Source organism: Rhodothermus marinus (genome assembly GCF_009936275.1).
Taxonomy (GTDB): Bacteria; Bacteroidota; Rhodothermia; order Rhodothermales; family Rhodothermaceae; genus Rhodothermus; species Rhodothermus marinus_A.
The window spans coordinates 1,180,317-1,203,381 of the sequence record NZ_AP019797.1 but is presented as its reverse complement, the minus strand read 5'-3'; the positions used below and the strand labels follow the sequence as shown (position 1 = coordinate 1,203,381).

Below are 23,065 nucleotides of genomic sequence, written 5' to 3'. Positions count from 1 at the left end.
TCGGGGCTTTGTTGCCGATTTTTCAGAGATAACGGCTCTGGAGCAGCACTTCGTGCACGGGTCGGCGCGGTGTGGGTGGCACGGCCGGCCCATAGCCCAGGCGCAGGATGGTCTGTGGCCAGGCCTCGGTGCCAAGCCAGTCGCGAAGTTTTTTGCGCATTTCCGGTACTTCGATGGGCTGATTCAGAAAAGACGCCGACAGGCCGTAGTCGGCCGCCTGGAGCAGCAGCCGGTCCAGGGCCTGTCCGGCCTGCAGCCAGACCAGCGGCTCGTCGCGTTCGGTCAGGAGCACCAGCAGCACGGGCGAGCCTTCGGCCAGCTGCCGATCGCGGGCCACCTGTCCCCGGGCCCAGAGGAAGGTGCGCAGCACGAGCGGTCCGGCCGGTCCCAGCCACTCCTGCAGGCCCCGGGCGGTCAGCGGCAATCCGTCTTTGCTTTCGTTGCGGGCGGGGTGCGTCCAGGCTGCCAGTTCACGCCGGAAGCGCGGGTCGGCGGTCTGGATGCGGTCGGCTTCGGTGATCAGTTCGGCCAGCTCGTAGCGTTTTTCTTTTTGCCGAATCACGACCAGATGGGCTCCTTCCTGCTCGACGGCCCGATCCAGCGCCCTCAGTTCGGCCTCGGGGACGGGGCGATTTTCGAAGGGCAGGCGGTTCGTATGGCGCTTTTTGATAGCCTGAAACAGCCGATGGTCCAGCAGGGTGCCGGGCTCGGGTGGTCCCAGTCGGACGAAGGCCAGCAGGTCGGGGTCGTCCGGGTCCGGCAGCAGCCGCACCTGAGGCTGGTAGCCGAAATGACGCATGGCCACCTGCAGGTGAAACAGCGCCGCGCCGCAACTCATGATGAGCTGACGGTCTTCGGGATCGGCCACGGCCAGCGCGCGCGTGCGGTCGGCGTAGAGTTCCACCTCGCTGCCCACCACCCGAAAGCGCCAGGGTTGCGTGTTGTGGACCGAAGGGGCCAGCACGGCATAGTTCAGCAGAAAACGCAATTGCGCTTCAGGCGTGGCGTAGCGGGGAAAGTCGTGCTCGGCCACCTGCCACGGATCTTCCTTCCAGGCCGTCGTCATGCCCTCGCTGCTTTTGGGATCGCTGCGAATCGTCACCTCCATGCGTCACGGTGCCGGAATTATGCCGGCGGGCGTTGTGCTGCACAGGCTGAAAGGAAGTTATCGATTTACAGAGGGCTAAAGATACCGGAAGAAAACGCACGCCCTTGTAGGGGAATCCCCGGTGGTGTCGTAGGGGATTTGCTTACACAGCTTTCACTCAATGAAGAGAAGGCTCCGAAGGCAGTTCGCGATGGCGGAGGGTAAGTACCGGACAGGGGGCCTGGCGCAGCACGCGTTCGGTCACGCTGCCCAGCAGCCAGCGGGCCACGCCGGAGCGACCGTGGGTGGCCATCACGATCAGATCGGCCTGTTCCTGTCGGGCCTGCTCCAGGATGGTCAGATCGACCGGCCCTTCTTCGATGCGAACGTCAGAGGACACGGTCTCGGGCACTTCGGCTTCGATCCAGCGCGTGAGTTCTTCCTGAATGCGCTCCTGCAGCCCCGGCATGACCTCATAGACGGCGGCCATCTCGGTCACCGAGACGGGAATGACGGCCGGGGCCAGTACATGCAGGAGGGTCAGCCGGGCCCGGAAGTGGGCGGCCCAGCGGGCGGCCTCACGGAGTGCCATGCGGGCGTCCTCGGAAAAGTCCGTGGGCACCAGGATATGCTGGATGGCTTCCGGCACGCGGGCGTGCTCGCGCACGGTCAGTACGGGTACTGAAGCGCGGCGCACGATGGCTTCGGCTACGCTCCCCAGCAGAAAGCGTTGCAGTCCGCGGCGGCCATGCGTGCCCAGCACGATCAATTCGGCCTCCACGGTGTCGGCATAATCCAGAATAGCTCCGACCACGTCCGAAGCGCGCCGCCAGGCGCGCGCAACGGCCACATGGTCGGTGGCCACGTCCTGCACAAGTTGCTGCAGCAATTCGTCGGTCACCTCTTCGGGCAGTCGCTGGCGGGCCTGCCCTTCGGGCCGGAGCCGCACCGGGCTGTACGGATCGCTTTCGGTCGGCGTGATCACGTGCATCACGTGCACCGTACAGCCCGGTGGCGCCAGCCGCACGGCCAGTTGCAGTGCCTGGCGGGCGGCTCCGGAAAAATCCGTGGGAACCAGTATATTGCGCCACATAGCGCCTCGTTTTGCTGTTTTATTGGGCCGGTTGCAGCTTGAACCGGATGGGCAGCGAGAAGCGGACGCGCACGGGACGTCCACGCTGCCGTCCGGGCTTGAAGCGCAGTTGTTGGACGGCCTTGACGGCGGCCTCGTCCAGCAGCTTGCCGGCCGAACGAATCACCTGGATGTTGCTGATGCTCCCGTCGGGTTCCACGACGAACTGCACCACCACCAGGCCCTCGAGTCCAGCTTTCCGGGCCAGCTCCGGATACTCCAGCAGCTCGTAGAGCCGTTCGATGCCGCCGATGATTTCGGGCATTTCCTCCACCACCACGAAGATTTCCTGCTCTTCCTCCGGTTGCTGCGCTTCTTTTTGCGGCTCCGGTGGGGGTGGAGGCGGCGGCAGCTCGGTGATCGCTTCGTTAATGTCGAGCGAGACGTCGAAGCTCACCGGCTCTTCTTCCAGGATCGTTTCGTCAGGTACCGCGATCGGAACTGTCGGACGCGGCGGTGGCGGAGGCGGCAGCTCCTGGCGCGTCTGCACGATTTCCTCGAGCTGCACCACCTCCTGCTCAGGCGCGGCCAGCACCACCTCGGTCTTCGGCCGCCACGGAATGCGAAACAGCACGATCAGCAGCGCCAGCGCCAGCGCCAGCCCCAGCATGATGAACAGCCGGTAGTACTGCCGCAGGTCGGCCCCGGGCAGCTTGTACGGCGCCCGACGCCGCAGACGCTCCGGCACCTCGACGGCTACCGGCGTTTCGCCGGAGTCTGCACGGGGCACCCGCCATTCATTTTTGACACGCGCCGTCATGACACACCTCCTGGCTTCTTCGGAAGCCTGCGTGTCAGGTTGTGGTCTTTACCTTTTCGGAAGCTTCGGCCCTGGTCGGTCGCAGCAGCGACTTGCCGAAGGCCTTCACGACGAACACCGGGCAGGGTGCCTGCCGGATGACCCGTTCGGTCACGCTGCCCAGCAGCAGATGCTGCAGGCCGGTCAGGCCGTGCGTGGACATCACGATCAGGTCGGCCGGCTCCCGCTCGGCTTCATGCACGATCTCCCGCACGGCGCGGCCATGCACCACCCGATAGTTGATCGGCACCTCCGGACCGTCGGTGCGCACCACGAACTCTTCCAGCGCCTTCTTCGAGCGCTCCTCGATGTCCGGCATCACGTCGTAGATCGAGAAGACGCCCGTGTTGTAGAAGGCCGGATGCAGGATCTCCTCGATGACGTAGAGCACGGTGAGCTGTCCGCCAAAGGCGGCGGCCAGCTCCCGGCCGTAGCGCAGGGCGGTCCGGCTGTGCTCGGAGAAGTCCACCGGCACCAGGATGCGGCGCGGCGGATGCACGTGCCAGGGATCCACCTGCTGCCGCGTGGTGATCACCGGGCAACGGGCCATGCGCACCACCTCTTCGGCCACGCTACCCATCAGGAAGTGCCGGAAGCCCCGGCGGCCGTGCGTGCCCATCACGATCACGTCGATGTCGTGGTCTTCGGCATAGCCCAGGATGCCGGGCGCCGGTGCGATGTCGCGCTCGACGGCCACCACCAGCTTCAGGGCTCCGGCTGCCTCTTTGCGCTGTCCTTTGCGGGCGGCGTTCAGGCGATCCCGCAGCCGCTCTTTGAGCCGGGCTTCCTGCTCCTCGGTCAGCGCCGAAAGGCCCCGCGCATCTTCGTAGGGCACCACCACGTGCAGCAGGTGCAGCTCGGCCTCGTGCTCCTGCGCCAGTGCCAGCGCAATGGGAAGCGCTTTTTCCGCGCATTCTGAATAGTCATCCGCAAACAGGATGCGTCGAATCTCCAGCATGGCGCCCTCCGCGGTTGTTGGTGTTTCTACTGATAATTACGCCAGAAGCGCATCGGCGTCCCGTCGGGAAGGTTATATTTTTGTATCAGGTAAAACCCGTAAGCTCCTGTCAGGCAAAACCCTACAGACCAGTCTTTATGGGCCCTGGCGTACTGCTATTGCTGTGGATGGGGTTTGCGCCGGATACGTTGCAACTCCAGGAAGTACCCCTTGAAGGGAAGTTGCCCCAGCTTTCCGTCTACAGCCTGGCAGCCGACAGCGTGGGCTTTATCTGGATGAGTACGCTGGAAGGCATTGCCCGCTGGGATGGTGTGTCGGTCCGCTCCTGGAAAAGCTACTACCTGCCTGAAGGGACCGAATATCCCATCACGGCTTTAAAGCTGACGGTTGATCGGTTTCAGAACGTGTGGGTCCAGGCAGGTTCAAATCTACTTCTGCGTACGGCACAACGTGATTCGTTCATCATTACGCCTTACTCATCTCTCGCAATAGCTCCCGACGGTTCCCCCTGGATCTGGACGGCCTGTGGACCGCGTCCGTACGTGCCAAACATGCAGCCGGCGTGCAACGAGCCGGCTTCAGAACCGCCTCCTGTCTGGAAGGTCGATGCACAGCAACAAATCTGGTGGATCCGAAACGATACGCTGTGGTGCCTTGCCGATTCGAAGGCAGTGCGTCCCGCCGTCGTTGCCACCAATCTACTGCTTGCCGACAGAAGGGGACGGCTCTGGCTGCAGCAACGCGATACGCTGAGTGCCTATCAGGTGCAGGGCACCTGCCGGCTCACCCCGCTGGAACGAATCCCTTTTTCAGCCCCGATAAACGATGTGGCTCTGGATCTTTATGGGCGTCTGTGGCTGGCTACCCGGTCCGGTGTGTTTGTCCGGATACAACCGGGCAAGCTGCAGCAACTTCTGATTCCGTTCCCCTATCGTACCCAGCTTACGCGCTATGTGCTCTCGTTGGCGGGCGATCGACAGGGACGTATCTGGGTAGGAACCGTCGGGGGCGTCTACGTCTGGGATCCCTGGCGTCCGTCTTTTCGCCTGATCGGTCGTGCGCAGGGCCTCGAAAGTGGCTACGTGTCGGCCATTCTGCAGGATCGCGCCGGTCACCTGTGGGTGGGAACGATCGGGGGCGGTTTGTTTGTTTTTCGTCTTCAGGAGCAGGACTGGCGTCTCGAACGTCAGGTGTTTCTCCCCAATCCTTTCGTCTGGGTCCTTGCCGAAGATGCGCATGGACACCACTGGATCGGCACAGATCAGGGGCTATTCTGTCTGGAATGCCCGCGACAGCTTTTACCGGCGTCCCCTGAAGTACGCACGCCCGGCCCGAATACCTTCACCGCTCTGCTGACCGATGGAGCTGCGCTCTGGGCAGGAAGCTATACCGGCCAGATCTACCGCATCCAGAATGACGCCCCGCAACTTCTCTATGAAGCCGATGCCCCTGTCCGGAGCCTCCTTCGCGATGGCGACACGCTCTGGGTCGGGCTGCAAGACGGCCTGTTACGCCTCGTCCTGAATGACGAAGGCAGGTCGGTCGAAGCACGACGCGAATCGCTGCCCGCGCCCACAGTGGCCTGGAGCCAGTATCGTAACGCCAGGGGACACTGGCTCGGCACCAGCCGGGGACTCTGGCTACGGCAGGGTACGCGCTGGCTGCACTGGGACGAAGCGGATGGTTTGCCCTCGCGCACCATCTACGGCCTGCTGGCCGACGACCGCAGCCTCTGGCTGAGCACCAACCGGGGACTTGTACGAGTTTTTACCGATAGTCTGCCCCGGCTGCGTTTTCGCACGTATACAACCGCCGAAGGGCTGGGGGCCACCGAATTCAACCGGGGTGCTTATTATAAAGATCGTGCCGGTCGGTTGTATTTCGGGGGCACGCATGGCGTGGTCTGGTTCGATCCCCGAACGATTCGCCCCTATCCATTTGCTCCTGCCCCCGTGATGCTTTCGGTACTTCGCGCCCGGGAGGCCCGGCTGGTGGCAACCCCGTTCGACGGTCGCCCGATTGTGCTGCCTCCCGGGGAGCGTGCGATCGGCCTGGTTTTCCGCGGATTGTTCCTGTCGTTTCCGGAGGGCGTGCGCTATCGCATCCTGATGGATGGTGAGCGTCGGCAAACGCTCGATCTCGGAACAAGCACTCAGCTTGTGCTCAGTAACCTGACGCCGGGCACCTACCGAATCACGGTAGAGGCTATCGGTCCCGATGGACAGGTCGGGCGTCTGGCCGAGCCGATCCACCTCATAGCCCGGCCTCATCTATGGGAGACCACAGGTTTTCGAGTAAGCCTGTTGCTGCTGGCCCTGGGTCTTACCGGAGGCCTGACCTTTTTCATCCTTTCGGAGCGCTACCGACGCCTGCTGCTGGCGCGTCAGGTGCTCGAGCAGGAGCGTCGCCGGCTCAGCCGGGATCTCCACGACGAGGTCGGCGCCACGCTCACAAGCCTGTATTTTCTGCTGCACACGCTACCGGCGCGTCAGCAGCGTGGCGAAGCCCTGTCGGGGCGTCTGCGCCAGGCTGCCGAGCTGGCTCGCACGGCCATCGACCAGCTCCGGCTGCTGCTCTGGACGACCAACCCGGAAAACGACCGCCTGCCCGTATTGATCGGCTACTTGCGCGAAACGGTTCACCAGATGGCCGAAGCGGGCGGCCTGCAGACACGCTTCACACTGCCTGATCACCTACCCGACCTGCCCATCGATGCCGAACGGCGACACCACATCGTCTGCATCGTACGCGAAGGCATGCGTAACGTACTTCAGCATGCACAGGCCCACACCGTTACCCTGGCGGTTCAGCTGACCGACCACCACCTGAGGCTCCGCCTCTGCGACGACGGTCGGGGATTCGACCCGGCTACCGTCTCTCACCGCGGGCTGCGCTACATGCAGGAACGAACCGCCCGCCTGCAGGGCACGCTGGCAATCGACACCCGGCCCGGACGCGGTACCTGCCTGTGCCTCGACCTTCCCATCCCCCGAACGGGGGATTGACAGACCCGGGTCCAGCCTGTACCATGCCGCAAAAATAATGGAGCGCTCATGATCCGGGTGGCACTGGTCGAGGACGAAACGATCGTGCAGGACACGGTTACTTTCCTGCTGGAGACAAGCGACGACCTCGTCCTGGTGGGGCGCTTCAATGAAGTGCAGGCCGCGCTGAAATCCCTCCCTCAACTGCGCCCGGACGTCGTGCTTGTCGACATCGGCCTGCCTGACGGTTCAGGACTGGAGCTGATCCGAAGTCTACGCGAAGTGCTCCCCCGTACCGAGTTTCTGGTGCTGACCGTCTTCGACGACGACCGGCACATCCTGGAAGCCATCCTGGCCGGGGCTTCCGGTTATTTAGTCAAGCGCGATCTGCCCGAACTACTGCTCAAGGCCATCCGAACCGTCCGTCAGGGGGCTTCGTGGATGTCGGCCGGGATAGCCCGTCGGGTGCTGGAGCTGTTTCGGGAAGAGCTGGCTCCGGCCAATGCGCTGCGTACCCTGACCTCACGCGAGCAGGAAATTTTGCAGCTGCTTTCCGAAGGATTTTCCAATGCCGAAATCGCCGAACGCCTGAAGATCAGCGCCGAGACCGTCCGCACGCACATCCGCCACATCTACCGTAAGCTGCAGGTCCACAACCGCACCGAGGCGGCCGCCCGCTTTCTCCGATACGGCCGACATACTCCAAACGGGTGATTTTCTCCCGATGCTACTCTGAATAACTTGTGTCAGACGCGAACCAGTCACTTCCTGCCATGAACCGGGGCTGGCTATTACTGGCAGGGCTATGGCCGCTGCTGCTTCAGGCGCAATCCCTTCCGCTTAATCGAACCCTCTATCGGGTCCAAGTGAAAGAAGGGAGTTACAATTGCCAGCTGACAGAGGATGGACAACCCTACAACTGTAAGCAGTATGGTTCGGTACCCTTTACCTGGATGCAACTCCAGTGGAACAGTCAGAAACAGGCTTATGAACTCTACGTCCCCCGCATTGTCAACAATGCCTACACCACCATCCCTACGGGGCTGTATGTCGACACGGAGTGTCGCTTCATCCGAGAGTCGTGGGATGCTATGCATCAAAGTTACTGTCAAGGTGCCGCCCCCTTCGGAGGGTGTAGTTTTTACGATCCATTCCTCTATGCCTGGCCGCTGTATCTATTTTACTGCCCCTATGATCCAGGGCAGCAGACGCCCTGGATCGTCTGGCTGGCCGATCCGATCTATCCCATCAATCTCGGTCCCCAACAGCTACAGCGCGCGCTGGTGGACTTCGATCCCGACCGGGACGGCATTGCCAACGAACCCGGCTATCCCTACACAAGCAGTTCTTCGACGCTTTCCCTCTACCTGGTGGTCTATCATCACGACAAACCCGATCTGAAATACGCCGCGATCGTTACCCACACCGAATACATGCGCTGGCTCGACGTGTTGCTGTTTCAGGTCCATGCAGAGGGTTCTTCGCTCAATCCGGTATCCGTCGAGCCCCTCGCCGAAGAAACACCGCCCCTTGCGCTTTACCCCCATCCGGCAAAGGAAGTGCTCCATATAGCCTTTCCATTGCAGACACCGGCTACCGTCTCCCTGACGCTCTACGATCTGCTGGGACGCCCGGTTTATGAGGCGCCTCCGCGGCCCTACCCGCCGGGCACGCATCAACTCGCCATTCCGCGGGGCGTCTGGCCCGCCGGCCTCTACCTGCTCCGCCTGAAACTGGGCTCCCGGCAGCTGACCCGGACCGTGCTCTGGGAATGACATCGCCCGGCTCGCACGAGGCGATAAATCACCCGAACGGGTGATTGACGAGGAAGCGGCCGCGATTTATCTAAATCAGCCAGTTTCCGGACCATCATGTTTCCGACCATGAAACGGCTGCTGTTCGGGTTTCTGGTATTCGTGGCTACAGCGCAGACGCTGCAGGCCCAGACCTTCTACACCTTCACCGGAGAAGGCGGCTCGGGTAACTGGAACCTCGCTTCCAACTGGGATCCCGAAGGAGTTCCAGGGCCTGATGATATTGCTTTCATTCCAGACCGTCCGCCAGATCGCATTTTTGATGTCTGGTTGACCTCAAGTGTCACGGTCGGCAAGCTGATCGTGGGGCGTGATAATACGTTTGACCTGCGCAACTACACCCTTACGCTTCAGCAAGGTGGATCAATGGCCGAAGGCTCCCGACTGCTTTTCGGGTCGGGGAGCGTGGTAGCAGTGCTGGCAGATTCGTTCGTCGTACGGGGCGAAGTGCTTTTTGGCAACGGGGGGCGTATTGCAGGAAGTGGATATTTTGTCAACCGCGGCCGACTCTACACTCCCTCCGGCGACGTCACCATCGCCGGCCAACTGATCAACTACGGCAGCGTCGAACTCTTCCCCAGCACCTGGTATTTCGCCAGCGGCGGCAGCTACACCAACTACGGCTCCACCACGCTCCAGGGCAACAACGATATCTGGTGGCTCGTCTCCAATGACAATCAACCCACTTCCACCATCCAGAACTACGGCCGCTGGCATGTCAACCTCTCCAACGGCCGCTCCTGGCTCGTCGGCTACTACCGCCCCCACCTGCTGCGCTTTGAACTGCTCGGCGACACGCTCTCCGTCAGCGGCCGAAGCCAAGTCCACGTCTTCAGCCTGGCCCTGCTGCAAAACCAGCCCGTCTTCCGCATCGACTCGCTCAACGCGTTCTACCTGCGCGGCACCACCATCGTCGCCGACTCGGTCGAAGCCTTCGTCCAGGGCAGCGGCTTCTTCGGCCAGTGGGGCGGCACGCTCACCTCGGCCGACTCCACCCGGGGCGCCGTCCTCAACTTCCAGGGCAACGGCTTCGGCCTCGGCAACGGCGCCCGCCTGGCCGGACGCCTCCTCAACCGCGGCCGACTCTACACTCCCTCCGGCGACGTCACCATCGCCGGCCAACTGATCAACTACGGCAGCGTCGAGCTCTTCCCCAGCACCTGGTATTTCGCCAGCGGCGGCAGCTACACCAACTACGGCTCCACCACGCTCCAGGGCAACAACGATATCTGGTGGCTCGTCTCCAATGACAATCAACCCACTTCCACCATCCAGAACTACGGCCGCTGGCATGTCAACCTCTCCAACGGCCGCTCCTGGCTCGTCGGCTACTACAATCGCCAACTGCTGCGCTTTGAACTGCTCGGCGACACGCTCTCCGTCAGCGGTCAAAGCCAAGTCCACGTCTACAGTGATCTGACATGGAAGGGTGGGCACATTCAGGCTTTTGGATCGCTAAACCTGCAGACATTGATCATCGCAGGCAACGTCAGCCTGGGTGGTAATTTACTGCGGGTACAGCGCATTCACATTCAGGAAAACGGAACGATCGTCGGTCTGTCTTCGCTTACAGCTGCTCAGGAAATCCGCGTGTTCAATGGTGGTGTGATCGAAAGCGGGCTGACGCTGGATGCTCCTCTGGTAGTTTTTGAAACCGGTAGCCGTTTGCGGGGACGTTTCGACGCGACCGGCCAGCTTCCGATGCTGGTCGCCACACGAGCCCTTCAACTCGACCGCCCCATAGTCGAAATACTGCTGCCGGACACGCTTCAACTTACGGTAGGTCAGCAGTATACCCTCGCCACCAGTCTGACCGGTAGTTTATCCGGACAGATAGGCTATCTGACCAGCTCGAGTCCTCGTTATACCTTCACGCCCACTGTTACACCGACCGCCCTTCTCCTGACGGTGGTCAATCGAACGGCTTATGAAGCGATCACCCTTATTTCTTCCGACAGCCTGTTCGCCTTTGCCGAAAATCAGCTGTTACTGGCCAGTGGTGTGTGGAGTGATTCAGTGCGCGTCTTGCTTCAGGATCCTGATGTCGATACGTTGATCACGGGCCAATTTACACCGCTGGATGCCGAAGTGGCCTCCATTTCCCTGGATCTGAGCGATGTGCCTTTCATCGGTCCGGCACGGCTCGTTGTGGACCGGGTTGGCTTCCGAAAGGACACGCTAAATGTCTTTGTACGGCCTACGCTGTCGGTAGCCGTCTGGCGTGAAAGCGGAATCGTCGGCATTCCGATCTTGCCGCCTCCCTACTCGCGCACCTTCTATCTGGATCTGATCAATGCGACCAACTACACACAGGGGCCAACCTACTATCTGTTAAAATTCGCCATCGACGCACCGGCCGTGCGCATCCAGGCCGGGCCGCTTGTGCATCTCAACCCGGATGATCCTACCGAATCCATGATTCTACTCAAAATGCGTCCCTGGCAGATCATAAGAATTCCGGTAGTAGTCGGGATTGATCCCCAGTATATTATCTGGGAGCTACCCCAAGCCGGGAAACGCCCGCTCAATGAGGATAAGGATCAAATCAAACTCCGGCTACCCTTTGGTAAACAGGTAACCCTCAGCAAGTCTGCGCTGGCGGAAATATCCAGGAAAAAACTGAAAGCAATAACCGTCGATGCAATTTTCAACGCGGCAAATATCTGCGGAGCCCTGGGGCAGGTTATCTTTCCGCCTGAGACACCACCTTCCTGGAATGAGATCATCGACGCAGCGGTTGACGAGGTACTGGAACAACTGCCACCTGCAGAGCAATCGCTATTTGGTCAGGCCAAAACAACCGCTTGGTGGTACCTTGAACAGATCATCGGTGAAATCATTGACGAGGCTAAAGAGCGTGCTTTAGGTAGTGTCTTGCCCGCCATCAATGTCGTCCAGACTGCTTCGGATTGTGCCGATGCCTTCGGTCAGGAATTTGAAAGACATTTTAAAAATCAGGCCAAGAGTGTTGTAGACAGCTATCGCGCTGCCAATCAAGATGGCGATATTAGTCCCAATGATGAGTTGGAAATACTTACAACACAGGGTCTGAAAGCAACCAATGGTTTCGGAGCCCTGTGGGCCGAATGTGCCATGCGTCAGAAGGATGTGCTCAATCAGCCTCCCTGTACGCCGTTGCCCGATGGCCCGCCGTACCGCTGCGATAGCAAGCCCAATATTCGAGGCCCATGGGATCCCAACGATAAGACGACGGCTTCTGCCAACTATGCCTGCGAGGTAGGCACGGTCGAAATCGACGGCAAAACAGAGCAACGCTGCGTACGTTACTTCGTACCGCTCGCCAATGCGGCCGACTCCATCGTCTACACCATCCAATTTGAGAACCGTCCCGAAGCTACCGCTCCTGCCGAGCGTGTGGTTATCCGGGATACGCTGAGTGCTTTTCTGGACCCTGCTTCTTTCCAGCTACTGAGTGCTTCCCATGACTCGCTGCTGACCGTCTCGATTGACGGAAACGTCCTGACCTTCACCTACGAAGGAATCAATCTGCCCCCTAACGTCAATCCTCCGGAAGGCGAGGGCTTTGTTACGTTTTCGATACGTCCTCGTGGGGTACAGGAAGGCACCGTCATTCGCAACCGGGCCAGCATTGTTTTCGATTACAATCCGCCCATTCTCACACCGGAAGTAGTGCATGAGTTTACGCGTTCGGTAGAGGTCGGACTGCTGGCCGGCATTCTCAGTGATACCCTCACCGTTGGTCTATCCCGCGAGTGGTCCTTCATCGTCTACAATGAAGGACCGGACACGGCCAACGCGCTGCGCGTCTACCTGTTGATCCCATCGTCCCTGTCGGTGCGCCAGCTTGCACCTCCGGAAGGGTGGTCCTGTGTGCAATTGACCGATCGATGGGCCTGTGACGGGTCGAATTTGGGCCCTGGCGATTCAGCCCACGTCCGGTTGGATATCGAAGCCACCGTACCCGATACCGGAGTTGTCACAGCCTGGGTTCGGATGCGAGCGGGCGAAGTGCGCGGTCTGGAAAACAACGAAAGCAGCATCCGCTACTTGATTCGTCCTTCCCCGGTGGCCGTTTCGTCTCCGGATAGACTACCGGAAAATCCAACCCTTGAGGGACCCTACCCCAATCCCTTTACAACACGGACAACCTTCCGCATTGGCCTGCCCGGACAACGTCGGGTCCGTCTGATCGTCTACGACGTGCTGGGACGCGAGTTAGCCCGCATCGTCGATGGCGAGTTGCCGGCCGGCTGGCATGAACTGCGGTGGGAAGCGTCGGCCCTGGCAAGTGGCATATACTTCGTCCGCTTCGAAGCAGACAGAACGCATCAGGTGCGCTCTTTCCTGAAGGTGCACTGAGCGTCCGAAGCAAACGGCCCAGAGGCCAGGTGGCGGTTCGTCTGCTACCTGGCCTTTTTCATGTAAGCAAGTCGCTGCTTTCTTTTTCTTTACAGGCTTTTCCCTGCGGTCGGCCGTCGAATCCCGTATTTTTGGCGCCGCCGTAAGCGTCTTTGTGCCACCAGAAGCTGCAGACGTTCATGCACGGTCTTCCTCGTTCCAGCGGGATTCTGCTGCACCCGACCTCGCTGCCGGGGCCCTTCGGCATCGGCGATCTGGGTCCGGCGGCCTATCGGTTTGTCGACTTTCTGGTCGAGGCCGGCCAGCGGCTCTGGCAGATGCTGCCGCTCGTGCCCGTGGGACTCGGTTTTTCACCCTACGCCAGCCCTTCGACGTTTGCCGGCAATCCGCTACTGATCAGTCCGGAGCGGCTGGTCGAACAGGGCCTGCTACAGCCCGACGACATCGCCCGACCGCCCGCGTTTCCGGAAGACCGTGTGGACTACGACTGGGTGATCGCCTACAAGCAGCACCTGCTGGAGAAAGCTTACGCCACGTTCGAAGCGCATCCGGAACGTGTGGACGAAACCGACTTCTGGCTTTTCTGCGAAAAGCAGGCCTACTGGCTCGACGATTACGCGCTGTTCATGGCGCTCAAGGAGGCGCACGGCGGCGCGCTCTGGACCGAGTGGCCGATCGAGCTGGTCCGACGCGACCCCGCCGCGCTGCATCGCGCCCGCCAGGAGCTGGCCCGTTCGTTCCGCAAGCACCAGTTCTGGCAGTACCTCTTTCACAAACAGTGGATGGACCTGCGGGCTTACTGCCACGAGCGGGGCATCCGGCTCATGGGCGACATCCCGATCTACGTCGCGCACGACAGCGCCGACGTCTGGGCCCATCCGCACCTGTTCCATCTGGACGAGCGCGGCCATCCCACGGTAGTGGCCGGCGTGCCGCCCGATTACTTCAGCGAGACGGGTCAGCGCTGGGGCAATCCGCTCTACCGCTGGGACGTCTCGCGCGAGACCGGCCATCACTGGTGGACGCAACGCTTTGCCGCCCTGCTGGAAAAAGTGGACCTGATCCGGCTGGACCACTTCCGGGGCTTTGCCGCCTACTGGGAGATTCCGGCCAGCGAACCGACGGCTGTCAACGGCCGCTGGGTGCCCGGCCCCGGTGCCGAGTTTTTCGAGACGATCCAGCAGAAGCTGGGGCCGCTCCCCATCGTGGCCGAAAACCTGGGCGTCATCACGCCCGACGTGACCGAGCTCATGGAGCGCTTCGGCTTTCCGGGCATGGCTGTGCTCCAGTTCGCCTTCGACGACGACGCCACGTCCACCTTCCTGCCCCACAACTACACGCGCAACCTGGTGGCCTACACCGGCACGCACGACAACGACACGATCGTGGGCTGGTGGCGGGGCGCAAACAAAACCACGCTGCCGCCGGAGGTCGTCGCCCGCGCCAAAGCATACGCTCGCGCCTATCTGGACCTGGACCGCAAGCGCGAACGCGAAATCCACTGGACCTGCATTCGTGCGCTCATGGCCTCGGTGGCCGAGCTCGTGGTGTTTCCCATGCAGGACGTGCTCGGCCTGGGCAGTGAGGCCCGCATGAACACGCCCGGCACAAGCGGCCCGCACAACTGGTCCTGGCGCCTGCGCGCCGACCAGCTCCGCCCGGACGTGGCCGAGCGGCTGCGCTCACTTACGGAGATCTATGGCCGGCTGCTACCGGCCTCGTAAGGGTCAGTCGCGGTGCCAGTGCACGCGGATGACCCGGTCGCCGTCGGCGTAGGCAAAGTCCAGCTCGCCCTGATAGGCCCGCGCCAGCGCCTCGCCGATACGTCGGGCCAGGTGTACGCCCGTCGTGGTGACGTGACAGCGGCCGTCCTGCACTTCCATCGTCAGGATGCGCTCCAGCGGACGGGCCTGTTTTTCCTGTTCCTCCAGATTGTGAATCAGGTTCAGAATCTCCTCCTGGTGCGCCCTCAGAAACGCACCCGCCAGCTCCACATAGCCAGCCGGGTAGCGATCGGCCGCGCGTCGGCAGGCCGGGCACCGCGCCTCGTGCACCGCTTCGGCCACCTCCTCCCACGTCCATCGCCCGCCCATGAACACGGCGCCGCAATCCGGGCAACGCGTGGGCTCCGGCCACTTCTGATGCTCCCAGTAGGCATCCCGCCGACGCTGCTTCAGGATCCGATCCTTTCGGCCATGGCTGCTTCGAAACATAGGCCCCTCTGGATTGAAATGAACAGGTAGCGCATGGTGACCTGCGGCCACCTCATATGTTAAGATTAAAAGAAGCGCATCCGAAGTCAAGTCGGCGGGTTACTTTTCCGAAGCGGGGATCGCCACGAACGCTCCGAGCGCTTCGATCTCCAGTAGCTCTCCGGTGCGCAAGTCCATCGCGCCCAGCGCCAGCCGGAACGTGCCTGCTACCCGATCGACCCGTTCACGCTCGGCGAGCACCAGCTCGCCGGCCTCGGTGACGAACGTATAGGGCGGCCAGGCCAGATAGCCCACGACGAACGCTCCGCGCTCCGGTCCCGGTACCCATCGGCGCACGGCCTCCAGCGTATCGGCCTCCACGGGAGGAAGCTCCAGCGAAAGTCCGCGGGTGGTATCCGGCCGGCCGATCAGATCGACCACGACGGTACCGGAGGTATCGCGTCGGAAGCGGGCCAGGCCCTCCAGTGTGTCGGCTACCGTGCCCTGCAGTACGACGAGAAAGCTTCCGGGCCGGAGGGTGCGGGCATCGTGCGGCGAGGGTTCCGGCGCACCGCTCCGGCATCCGGCCAGCCAGAGCAAAAGCAGGCTCCATTTGAACAGAAGGACACCCCGGATGTAACTTGTGTAAGCAGTACGTGGCATGTTTTCACCACAGAAGTCGTTCATGGACGCTGCGGTTGCGCTGGAATCGACGGTCATTGCGCACGGGCTGCCGGCCCCGCATAACCTGGACGCCGCCCGGCGGTGCGAGGCGGCCATCCGCGCTGAAGGCGCGCGCCCCTGCACGATCGCCATCCTGAAGGGCCAGGTTCGGGTGGGACTCCGGCCCGACGAGCTGCGCCGTCTGGCCGCGGCTTCAGACGTCCGGAAAGTCAGCCTGCGCGACCTGCCCGTGGTCGTGGCCCGCGGACTGGACGGCGCCACGACCGTGGCCGCCACGCTGCACCTGGCCTGGCGCGCCGGCATCCCGGTGATGGCTACCGGCGGCATCGGCGGCGTCCATCGCCGCGTGGATGGCCGGCCCGCCGCGGACATCAGCGCCGATCTGGAGGCGCTGGCCCGCATTCCGGCCATCGTCGTCTGTTCGGGCCCGAAGATCATCCTGGATCTGGAGGCCACGCGCGAACAGCTCGAAACCCGCGGGGTCACGGTCGTAGGCTACCGGACCGACACGATGCCGGCCTTCTACTGCGCCACGAGCGGCCTGCCTGTCGACGTCCGCTGCGACACGCCGGAAGAAGTCGTGGCCCTGTACCGGGCCCGGATGCGGCTGGGGCTACCCGGCGCCGTGCTCGTGACCGTCCCGCCGCCCGACCGGGTGGCATTGCCTCCGGAGACGGTACTGCCCGCGCTGGAACAGGCGCTCCGGGACGCCGAATCCCAACAACTGCGGGCCGAAGCGCTCACGCCGTTCCTGCTGGCCCGCCTGCGCGATCGGCTGGGCTCGCGGGCACTGCAGGCCAACATCGCCCTGCTGGAGCAGAATGCCATCGTGGCCGCCCGGATCGCCCGGGCGCTGGCTAAGAGCGCTGTTTCGCCCCCTTGAGACCCTGCAGGCTGCGCACCGACAGCAGGTTCACGTCGTAGGAGCGCACGCGTCCGTTCTTTTCGCGGTGGCGCTTCTGCGCCAGCCGGATCAGTTCGTCCATCAACGCATCGAACGACACGCCCACCGGCTCCCACAGGTAGAAGGAAAACGAGCCGGGAATCGTGTTGATTTCGTTGAAATAGACCTGACCCGTGTCGTCGTCGAGCAGAAAGTCGATGCGGGCCACGCCAGCGCACTCGAAAAGCTGAAAGACACGCACGGCCATCTCCTGAACGGCGCGGGTCTGCGCTTCGTCGAGCGGCGCCGGGATGATGCGATCCAGCGAGGCCATGCCCTGCGGCGCCTGCTGCTTGCTTCCGCGGCGACCGGTCTTGCCACTGCCTCGCATGTATTTGTCCTGAAAGGTCAGCAGCTTCGACGGATCGCTGCGCACGGGTTCTTCGAGCACGCTGGGGCGGGCTTCCGACGGATCGCCCAGCACGGCGCAGTTGATCTCGCGCAGGTTGCGGACGGCCCGCTCGACCACCACTTTTTCGTCGTAGCGGAAGGCCTCCTCGATGGCCGCGTCGAGCGCCTGTCGGTCTTCGACGCGCTGAATGCCGATCGACGAGCCCAGGCGGGCCGGTTTGACCACCATCGGGTAGCCCAGCTCGGCCTCCAGCCGGTCGAGCCATTCCTCCTCGCGCCCGGCCCAGTCGGCTTCGCGAAACCACCGAAAGTCCACCACCGGGATGCCCTGCTCCCGGCACAGCAGCTTCGAGAGCACCTTGTCCATGCCCAGCGCCGAGCCAAGCACGCCGCTGCCCGTGTAGGGCACGTTGAGCGTCTCGCACAGGCCCTGCACGCCGCCGTTTTCGCCGTCGCCGCCGTGCAGTGCCAGCAGCACCACGTCCACCAGGTAGCGCCGGGGGCGCTGCCAGGGCCAGCGGCGCGGCGTCGCCTCGACGAGCAGCATCCGACCGTGGACGGCCGGGTCGAACCGGACCGGGATGGCCGCCCGCCGGAGTGCGTCCAGATCCTGATAGGCTTCCAGCTCCAGCAGCACCGGCCCGGTGTACCAGCTCCCGTCCTTGGCGATGTAGAGCGGGACGATCTCGTAGCGGGTGCGGTCGAGTGCGGCGGCCGCCTGCAACCCGGTGATGACCGACACCTCATGCTCCGGCGACACGCCGCCGAAGACCACGCCGACACGCAGACGCTGTGCAGGGTCTTTCATGTCCTTTCCGCTGTAGCCCTTCGGTGGAAGGGCACTTCGCTATCGCTTCGTGCCTTACTACAAACAGGTTCAGGGCTCCTGAGGCACGAACCAGCCCCGGTTGTAGATGGCCCAGGCGCGTCCGACCAGTTCCTCGCCGAGGAACGGTGTGTTCCGGCTCTTTGAGCGAATGTGCCGCTCCTCGAAGACCCAGCGCGTGGTCGTGTCGAAAATTGTCAGGTTGGCCGGTTCGCCTTCGGCCAGCCGGGGCACGGGTAGCCGCAGGATGCGACGCGGGGCCACCGTCAGCTTGTAGACCGCCTCGGCCACGGTCAGCACGCCCGGCGCGATCAGCTCGCGGCCGATCAGTCCCCAGGCCGTCTCCAGGCCGATGATCCCGAAAGGCGCCTCGATAAACTCGACCTCCTTTTCAAAGCTGGCGTGGGGTGCGTGGTCCGTGCAGATGGCGTCGATCGTGCCATCACGCAACCCTTCCTTGATGGCCGCGATGTCGGCGGCCGTGCGCAGCGGCGGATGCATTTTCGTGTTCGTCGAAAAGCCCGTGCGCTCGACTGCTTCGTCGGTCAGCGTGAAATGATGCGGACAGACCTCGGCCGTCACGCGCACGCCCCGCGCCTTGGCCTGGCGCACCAGCTCGACCGATCGGGCCGTCGAGATATGCGCCACATGCACATGCCCGCCCGTGTATTCGGCCAGAATCAGATCACGCGCCACCATGACCTCTTCGGCCACCGGCGGGATGCCCGGCACGCCCAGCCGCGTCGACACCACGCCCTCGTGCATGTGGCCGTGCGGGTTGAGCGTAAGGTCCTCCATGTGGTTGATGATGGCCCGGTCGAGCATCGAAGCGTATTCGAGCGCCCGCCGCATCAGGCCGCCGTGCTGCACCGGTGCGCCGTCGTCGCTGAAGGCCACCGCCCCGCCCTCGACCAGATCGGCCATCTCGGTCAACTCCTTCCCCTCCCGGTTCTTCGACACGCAGGCGATCGGGTGGACATCGACCGGCGTACGCCGACCGCGTTCGATCACGAATTCCACCACGTCGCGCGTATGAATGGGCGGGTCGGTATTGGGCATGCAGGCCACGGCCGTGAAGCCTCCAAAAGCGGCCGCCCGACAGCCGGTCTCGATCGTTTCCTTGTGCTCCTGGCCCGGCTCGCGCAGATGTACGTGCATGTCCATCCAGCCGGGCGAGATGAACTTGCCCGTGGCATCGTAGACCGGCACGTCGTCGGCTTCGATCGACTCGGCGATACCGGCAATCCGGCCGCCACGGATCAGCAGATCGGCCCGGCGCTGCCGTCCGGTTTCCGGATCGAGCAGGATTCCTCCCCGAATGAGCAGATCCGGCGTTTTGCGCGCACCCGATTCCATATCGCTGATTTTTCCTGATTGCAACAAAAAGCCCGTGCCAAAGATAGCACGGGCCCGGCCGCTCAGTGCGCCTCCACCAGGTTTTCCTTCAGAAAATTCGTAATCAGTGTAAACAGGTGCAGGCGGGTGTTGCCGCCGTAGATGCCGTGGTTGCGCCCCGGATACATCATGAAGGCGAACTGCTTACCCGCCCGTTGCAACGCGTCGATCATCTGCGCGGCGTTCTGGAAGTGAACGTTGTCATCCAGATCGCCGTGGATGATCAGCAGCCGCTGCCGGTCCGAGAGCCGGTCGGCGTACGCAATGGGCGAACCACGCCGATAGCCGTCCGGATTTTTCTGCGGCGTGGACATGTAGCGCTCGGTGTAGATCGTGTCGTAGAGCCGCCAGTCGGTGACCGGCGCCACCGAGACGCCCACGCGGAAGACCTGCGGCCCGTCGCCGTAGAGCATGGACATGAGCGTCATGTAGCCGCCGTAGCTCCAGCCCCAGATGCCGATGCGATCCGGATCGACGTAGGGACGCTGCGCCAGTGCCTTCGCGGCCGCGATCTGGTCCTGCGCCTCGAGCTGCCCCAGCCGCCGGTAGGTGGCCGTTTTGAAGGCGTAGCCGCGGGCACCGGTCCCCCGATTGTCCACGCTGGCCACCAGGATGCCCAGCTCCTCGGCCAGGTAGTAGTGCCAGAGCATGCGGGAGCCGCCCCAGTCGTCGGTCACGGTCTGCGAACCGGGACCGCCGTAGACGTACAGCAGCAGCGGGTACTGCTTCGTGGAGTCGAAGTCGGACGGCTTGATCAGGTAGGCCTGCAGCGGCGTGCCGTCGGCACCGGGCACCGTGAAAAACTCCGGCGGACGGAGCCCGTAGGCGGCCAGCCGTTCCCGGAGCGCCTCGTTGCCTTCGAGCACGGCGATCTGCTCGCCCATGATGCGGTGCAGCGTCACGACGGGCGGCTGGAGAAAGCGCGTGTGCGTGTCGATGTAGTAGCGAAAATCGCCGGAGATGCTGACGTCGTGCGTGCCGGGCTCCTGCGTGATGCGCTGCGGCGCGGGGGCCTGTCCGTTGGACGCTTCCGGATGCAGGGGCACGCGGTAGAGATGGCGCTCCCGCGGCCCGTCGATCGTGGCCGTGAAGTACACCCAGCCGCCCTGCTCGTCCACGCCATGAAAGTCGGTCACGTCCCAGGGCCCCTGCGTGAGCTGGCGCACCAGTGTGCCGTCGTTGCGGTACAGGTACAGGTGGCGATAGCCGTCGCGCTCGCTGATCCAGACGAAATGCCGGTTGTCCTGCAGGTAGGTAATCTGGCCGGCCTCCAGGTCCGTGAAACCTGTCTCCACTTCGAGCCAGGCCGAAGCGTGCTCTTCGAGCACAGTGCGGAGCGACATGGTGGCCGGATCGCCGTAGAGCAGCTCCAGGTGGTTCTGATCCCGGTTCATCCGGAACATCCAGACGTAATGGCGGCCGTCGATGGGCGGTGTCCAGCCCATGCGGGCCAGGTACTCGTAGCGATCGCCGCCTTCGTACCAGGTATCGGTATCGAAGAAACGCACCTGGCCGGTCTGCAGGTCGATCACGCCGATCTGGATCTCGCTGTTGGGCTCGCCGGCCTTGGGATAGCGGAACGAGATGGGCTTCGGGTAATGCTCCCGAAGGTCCACCATGGTGAACAGCGGCACCTTCGACTCGTCGAGCTTGAAGAAAGCGATGTAGCGGCCGTCGGGGCTCCAGGCCCAGCCGTCGCGCAGGCCGAATTCCTCCTCATAGACCCAGTCGAACGTGCCGTTGATGATGCTGTCCGGCGCGCCGTCGGTGGTCAGCGGGACCTCCTGACCGCTTTCAAGATCGACCAGATACAGGTTACGGTCGCGCACGAAGGCCACCTGGCGACCGTCCGGACTGAGCTTGGCGAACATCTGGTAGCCCTTGCTGCGGTCGCTAACGGGCCGCAGCGAATCGGCCTCCAGGTCGTAGACATAGTAAAAACCCTTCGTGTTGTAGCGCCAGACCCGCTCCGAGTCGGTGTAGAGCAGCACGCGGCGGCCGTCCCGACTGTACTGGTAGTCTTCGATACGGATGAGTCGGCCCACGTCGCGCGCATACAGACGGTTGCCGTCGATGAGACGCTCCCGCCGGCCGGTTTCCAGGTTGTAGCGAATCAGGTGCGTGGCGCCGGTCTGTGGATCCGACTCGATGTACAGAATGACCGGCCCTTCCTCGGCCCAGCGTCCACCCTGAAAGAATTCCGGGATGAACTTGCGCGAAGCGTGAATGTCTTCCAGCGTGAGGTGCGGACGCGTCTGTACGGTCTGCTGGGCCACGGCAACAGGCACCAGCAGGACAAGTGCGAGCAGGATCCATCCGGTTTGCTTCAGGCGCTTCATTTTCTTCACAACAGATTGTTTGCGAATCCTGCGATAAGATAGGACAGCGCTGGAAAAGAAGGGAGCGCGCCCGTACATTTTGCCCGTTCTACGGCGACCTGCTTTTTGAGTAGCCGTGCGCTTTCACCTTGGTCTTGTCCTTGGTCTTTTCGCCTGCGCGGTGCAGGCCCAGCCGTCTTCGGCGCCTTCGATTACGCTGGGCGGGACGCTCCAGCCGCGCTTCAGCTATGGACATCACGAGCCTTCCGGCCGAACGCGCCTGGGCTTCGGCATTCGGCGGGCGCGACTGATCGTCGATGCTCGAATGGCAGATAGCTGGCAGTTTCGTCTGCAGCTCGACGGCACCAGTACTTCGGCGCGTATCCTCGACGCGTATATCGGCTATCGGCTCACGCCGCACTGGTCGCTGCGGTTGGGGCGCCTGTCGTCGGCACAGCCCCGGGCGTTGACGCTGACCTCACACCGGCAAATTGACGCGGTCGAACGTGCGGCCATCGCCGAGCGCTGGGGCGCCCGGACCATCGGGAGCGACGGCCGCGACTTCGGCCTGGAGGTAGCCTATCGCCGGGAGCAGGGCCGGCTACTTCTTTTTCTGCATAACGGCGACGGGAGCTGGGAGCGGCTGCGTGGCAACTATCGCGAGAGCCCGAGCAGCACCGATGTCACCGGGGGCGTGCGGCATACCGGCATGGCCGTCAGCCTGGGCGGTGCCCTGACGCCGAAGGCCGTGGACGGACTGGAAGTCGGTGGGTTCATCAGCTACAACGGCGCTGGCAACCCCAACACCGAGGGACGGCGCTACGTATCCTATGGCCTGCACCTGTACCGGGGCGCCAACCCGGGCAGTCGGCCGCTTCGCCTGAAGCTGGACGGGCTGGTCGTCCAGTACTTCCGGAAGGAAGGCGACGAGCCCGTTCCGGCCGACCGTCTGCTGGGTGGTGCCGTACTGGGCGCCGTGCGCCTGCATCGGGCCGCCGAAGCCTTCGCCCGAGTCGAACGGCTCGACGAAGGCCGCACCGAGCCGGATCGAACCATCCTGACCGTCGGCTTCAGCATCAGCCCGAGCGCCTATCGGGGCGAGGGCTACGAGCGCCAGCGCCTGACCGTCGCCTACACGACCGAACGCGGCATCGTCCAGCGGCTGCTGGTCGTTCAGTGGCAGCTCATTTTTTAAGGATCTTTTTTTCGGGCTGCAGCGTCAGCGGCGCGGCATTCCGCAG

The 23,065-nt window shown here is 63.0% G+C and carries 16 protein-coding genes; 7 read left to right on the top strand and 9 right to left on the bottom strand.

Annotated features, from left to right (window positions below):
- Positions 1–22: 22 nt before the first annotated feature.
- The 4 genes from GYH26_RS05325 to GYH26_RS05310 form a co-directional block, all read right to left on the bottom strand.
- Entirely contained in the window at positions 23–1,108 is a 1,086-nt protein-coding gene (locus tag GYH26_RS05325) for an Acg family FMN-binding oxidoreductase (RefSeq protein WP_161540774.1), read from the bottom strand.
- Positions 1,109–1,265: 157 nt separating this feature from the next.
- Complete coding sequence (locus tag GYH26_RS05320) at positions 1,266–2,180, bottom strand: universal stress protein (protein ID WP_161540773.1); 915 nt, start codon at positions 2,178–2,180, stop codon at positions 1,266–1,268.
- 19 nt (positions 2,181–2,199) lie between these two features.
- Positions 2,200–2,979 (bottom strand): energy transducer TonB, encoded by a 780-nt coding sequence (locus GYH26_RS05315; protein ID WP_161540772.1) that lies wholly within the window; start codon positions 2,977–2,979, stop codon positions 2,200–2,202.
- 34 nt (positions 2,980–3,013) lie between these two features.
- Positions 3,014–3,976, bottom strand: a complete 963-nt coding sequence (locus GYH26_RS05310) for a universal stress protein (protein ID WP_161540771.1) — start codon at positions 3,974–3,976, stop codon at positions 3,014–3,016.
- A 137-nt stretch (positions 3,977–4,113) separates the two neighbouring features.
- On the opposite strand from GYH26_RS05310, the gene GYH26_RS05305 reads away from it, so the two are divergent.
- The 5 genes from GYH26_RS05305 (at position 4,114) to malQ (ending at position 14,839) form a co-directional block, all read left to right on the top strand.
- A complete protein-coding gene (locus GYH26_RS05305; protein WP_161540770.1) occupies positions 4,114–6,981 on the top strand; it encodes a sensor histidine kinase in 2,868 nt (955 codons plus the stop codon).
- A gap of 48 nt (positions 6,982–7,029) precedes the next feature.
- Positions 7,030–7,674: a LuxR C-terminal-related transcriptional regulator gene (locus GYH26_RS05300; RefSeq protein ID WP_161540769.1), complete on the top strand. Its 645-nt coding sequence runs from the start codon at positions 7,030–7,032 to the stop codon at positions 7,672–7,674.
- 59 nt (positions 7,675–7,733) lie between these two features.
- Complete coding sequence (locus tag GYH26_RS05295; protein WP_161540768.1) at positions 7,734–8,735, top strand: T9SS type A sorting domain-containing protein; 1,002 nt, start codon at positions 7,734–7,736, stop codon at positions 8,733–8,735.
- A gap of 108 nt (positions 8,736–8,843) precedes the next feature.
- A complete protein-coding gene (locus tag GYH26_RS15190; protein WP_242006605.1) occupies positions 8,844–13,115 on the top strand; it encodes a T9SS type A sorting domain-containing protein in 4,272 nt (1,423 codons plus the stop codon).
- A 179-nt stretch (positions 13,116–13,294) separates the two neighbouring features.
- Positions 13,295–14,839 carry a 4-alpha-glucanotransferase gene (malQ, locus tag GYH26_RS05285; RefSeq protein ID WP_161540767.1) on the top strand — a complete coding sequence of 515 codons (1,545 nt, stop codon included), beginning with the start codon at positions 13,295–13,297 and terminating at the stop codon, positions 14,837–14,839.
- A 3-nt stretch (positions 14,840–14,842) separates the two neighbouring features.
- Here the strand turns inward: malQ and GYH26_RS05280 are convergent, their stop codons facing one another.
- Both GYH26_RS05280 and GYH26_RS05275 read right to left on the bottom strand, forming a co-directional pair.
- The gene (locus GYH26_RS05280; protein WP_014067425.1) at positions 14,843–15,328 is read right to left on the bottom strand and encodes a BCAM0308 family protein; all 486 of its coding nucleotides are present in this window, start codon (positions 15,326–15,328) and stop codon (positions 14,843–14,845) included.
- Positions 15,329–15,427: 99 nt separating this feature from the next.
- Positions 15,428–15,970, bottom strand: coding sequence for a hypothetical protein (locus tag GYH26_RS05275; protein WP_161542372.1), 543 nt, complete (start codon positions 15,968–15,970; stop codon positions 15,428–15,430).
- A 22-nt stretch (positions 15,971–15,992) separates the two neighbouring features.
- Between GYH26_RS05275 and GYH26_RS05270 the strand changes: the two genes are divergently transcribed.
- Positions 15,993–16,874 carry a pseudouridine-5'-phosphate glycosidase gene (locus GYH26_RS05270; RefSeq protein ID WP_161540766.1) on the top strand — a complete coding sequence of 294 codons (882 nt, stop codon included), beginning with the start codon at positions 15,993–15,995 and terminating at the stop codon, positions 16,872–16,874.
- Here the strand turns inward: GYH26_RS05270 and GYH26_RS05265 are convergent.
- The 3 genes from GYH26_RS05265 to GYH26_RS05255 form a co-directional block, all read right to left on the bottom strand.
- Positions 16,849–18,093: a D-alanine--D-alanine ligase family protein gene (locus tag GYH26_RS05265; RefSeq protein ID WP_161540765.1), complete on the bottom strand. Its 1,245-nt coding sequence runs from the start codon at positions 18,091–18,093 to the stop codon at positions 16,849–16,851. The genes GYH26_RS05270 and GYH26_RS05265 overlap by 26 nt on opposite strands.
- Before the next feature lie 69 nt (positions 18,094–18,162).
- Entirely contained in the window at positions 18,163–19,467 is a 1,305-nt protein-coding gene (locus GYH26_RS05260; protein WP_161540764.1) for a dihydroorotase, read from the bottom strand.
- A gap of 62 nt (positions 19,468–19,529) precedes the next feature.
- Positions 19,530–21,845 (bottom strand): S9 family peptidase, encoded by a 2,316-nt coding sequence (locus GYH26_RS05255; RefSeq protein WP_161540763.1) that lies wholly within the window; start codon positions 21,843–21,845, stop codon positions 19,530–19,532.
- Between the two features lie 115 nt (positions 21,846–21,960).
- Between GYH26_RS05255 and GYH26_RS05250 the strand changes: the two genes are divergently transcribed.
- The gene (locus tag GYH26_RS05250; RefSeq protein WP_161540762.1) at positions 21,961–23,019 is read left to right on the top strand and encodes a porin; all 1,059 of its coding nucleotides are present in this window, start codon (positions 21,961–21,963) and stop codon (positions 23,017–23,019) included.
- The last annotated feature ends 46 nt before the right edge of the window (positions 23,020–23,065 follow it).

Excerpts from the sequence above, each read along its gene's own strand:
- GYH26_RS05325 (WP_161540774.1), bottom strand. The coding sequence starts at position 1,108 with ATGGAGGTGACGATTCGCAGCGATCCCAAAAGCAGCGAGGGCATGACG.
- GYH26_RS05320 (WP_161540773.1), bottom strand. The coding sequence starts at position 2,180 with ATGTGGCGCAATATACTGGTTCCCACGGATTTTTCCGGAGCCGCCCGC.
- GYH26_RS05315 (WP_161540772.1), bottom strand. The coding sequence starts at position 2,979 with ATGACGGCGCGTGTCAAAAATGAATGGCGGGTGCCCCGTGCAGACTCC.
- GYH26_RS05310 (WP_161540771.1), bottom strand. The coding sequence starts at position 3,976 with ATGCTGGAGATTCGACGCATCCTGTTTGCGGATGACTATTCAGAATGC.
- GYH26_RS05305 (WP_161540770.1), top strand. The coding sequence starts at position 4,114 with ATGGGCCCTGGCGTACTGCTATTGCTGTGGATGGGGTTTGCGCCGGAT.
- GYH26_RS05300 (WP_161540769.1), top strand. The coding sequence starts at position 7,030 with ATGATCCGGGTGGCACTGGTCGAGGACGAAACGATCGTGCAGGACACG.
- GYH26_RS05295 (WP_161540768.1), top strand. The coding sequence starts at position 7,734 with ATGAACCGGGGCTGGCTATTACTGGCAGGGCTATGGCCGCTGCTGCTT.
- GYH26_RS15190 (WP_242006605.1), top strand. The coding sequence starts at position 8,844 with ATGAAACGGCTGCTGTTCGGGTTTCTGGTATTCGTGGCTACAGCGCAG.
- malQ (WP_161540767.1), top strand. The coding sequence starts at position 13,295 with ATGCACGGTCTTCCTCGTTCCAGCGGGATTCTGCTGCACCCGACCTCG.
- GYH26_RS05280 (WP_014067425.1), bottom strand. The coding sequence starts at position 15,328 with ATGTTTCGAAGCAGCCATGGCCGAAAGGATCGGATCCTGAAGCAGCGT.
- GYH26_RS05275 (WP_161542372.1), bottom strand. The coding sequence starts at position 15,970 with ATGCCACGTACTGCTTACACAAGTTACATCCGGGGTGTCCTTCTGTTC.
- GYH26_RS05270 (WP_161540766.1), top strand. The coding sequence starts at position 15,993 with ATGGACGCTGCGGTTGCGCTGGAATCGACGGTCATTGCGCACGGGCTG.
- GYH26_RS05265 (WP_161540765.1), bottom strand. The coding sequence starts at position 18,093 with ATGAAAGACCCTGCACAGCGTCTGCGTGTCGGCGTGGTCTTCGGCGGC.
- GYH26_RS05260 (WP_161540764.1), bottom strand. The coding sequence starts at position 19,467 with ATGGAATCGGGTGCGCGCAAAACGCCGGATCTGCTCATTCGGGGAGGA.
- GYH26_RS05255 (WP_161540763.1), bottom strand. The coding sequence starts at position 21,845 with ATGAAGCGCCTGAAGCAAACCGGATGGATCCTGCTCGCACTTGTCCTG.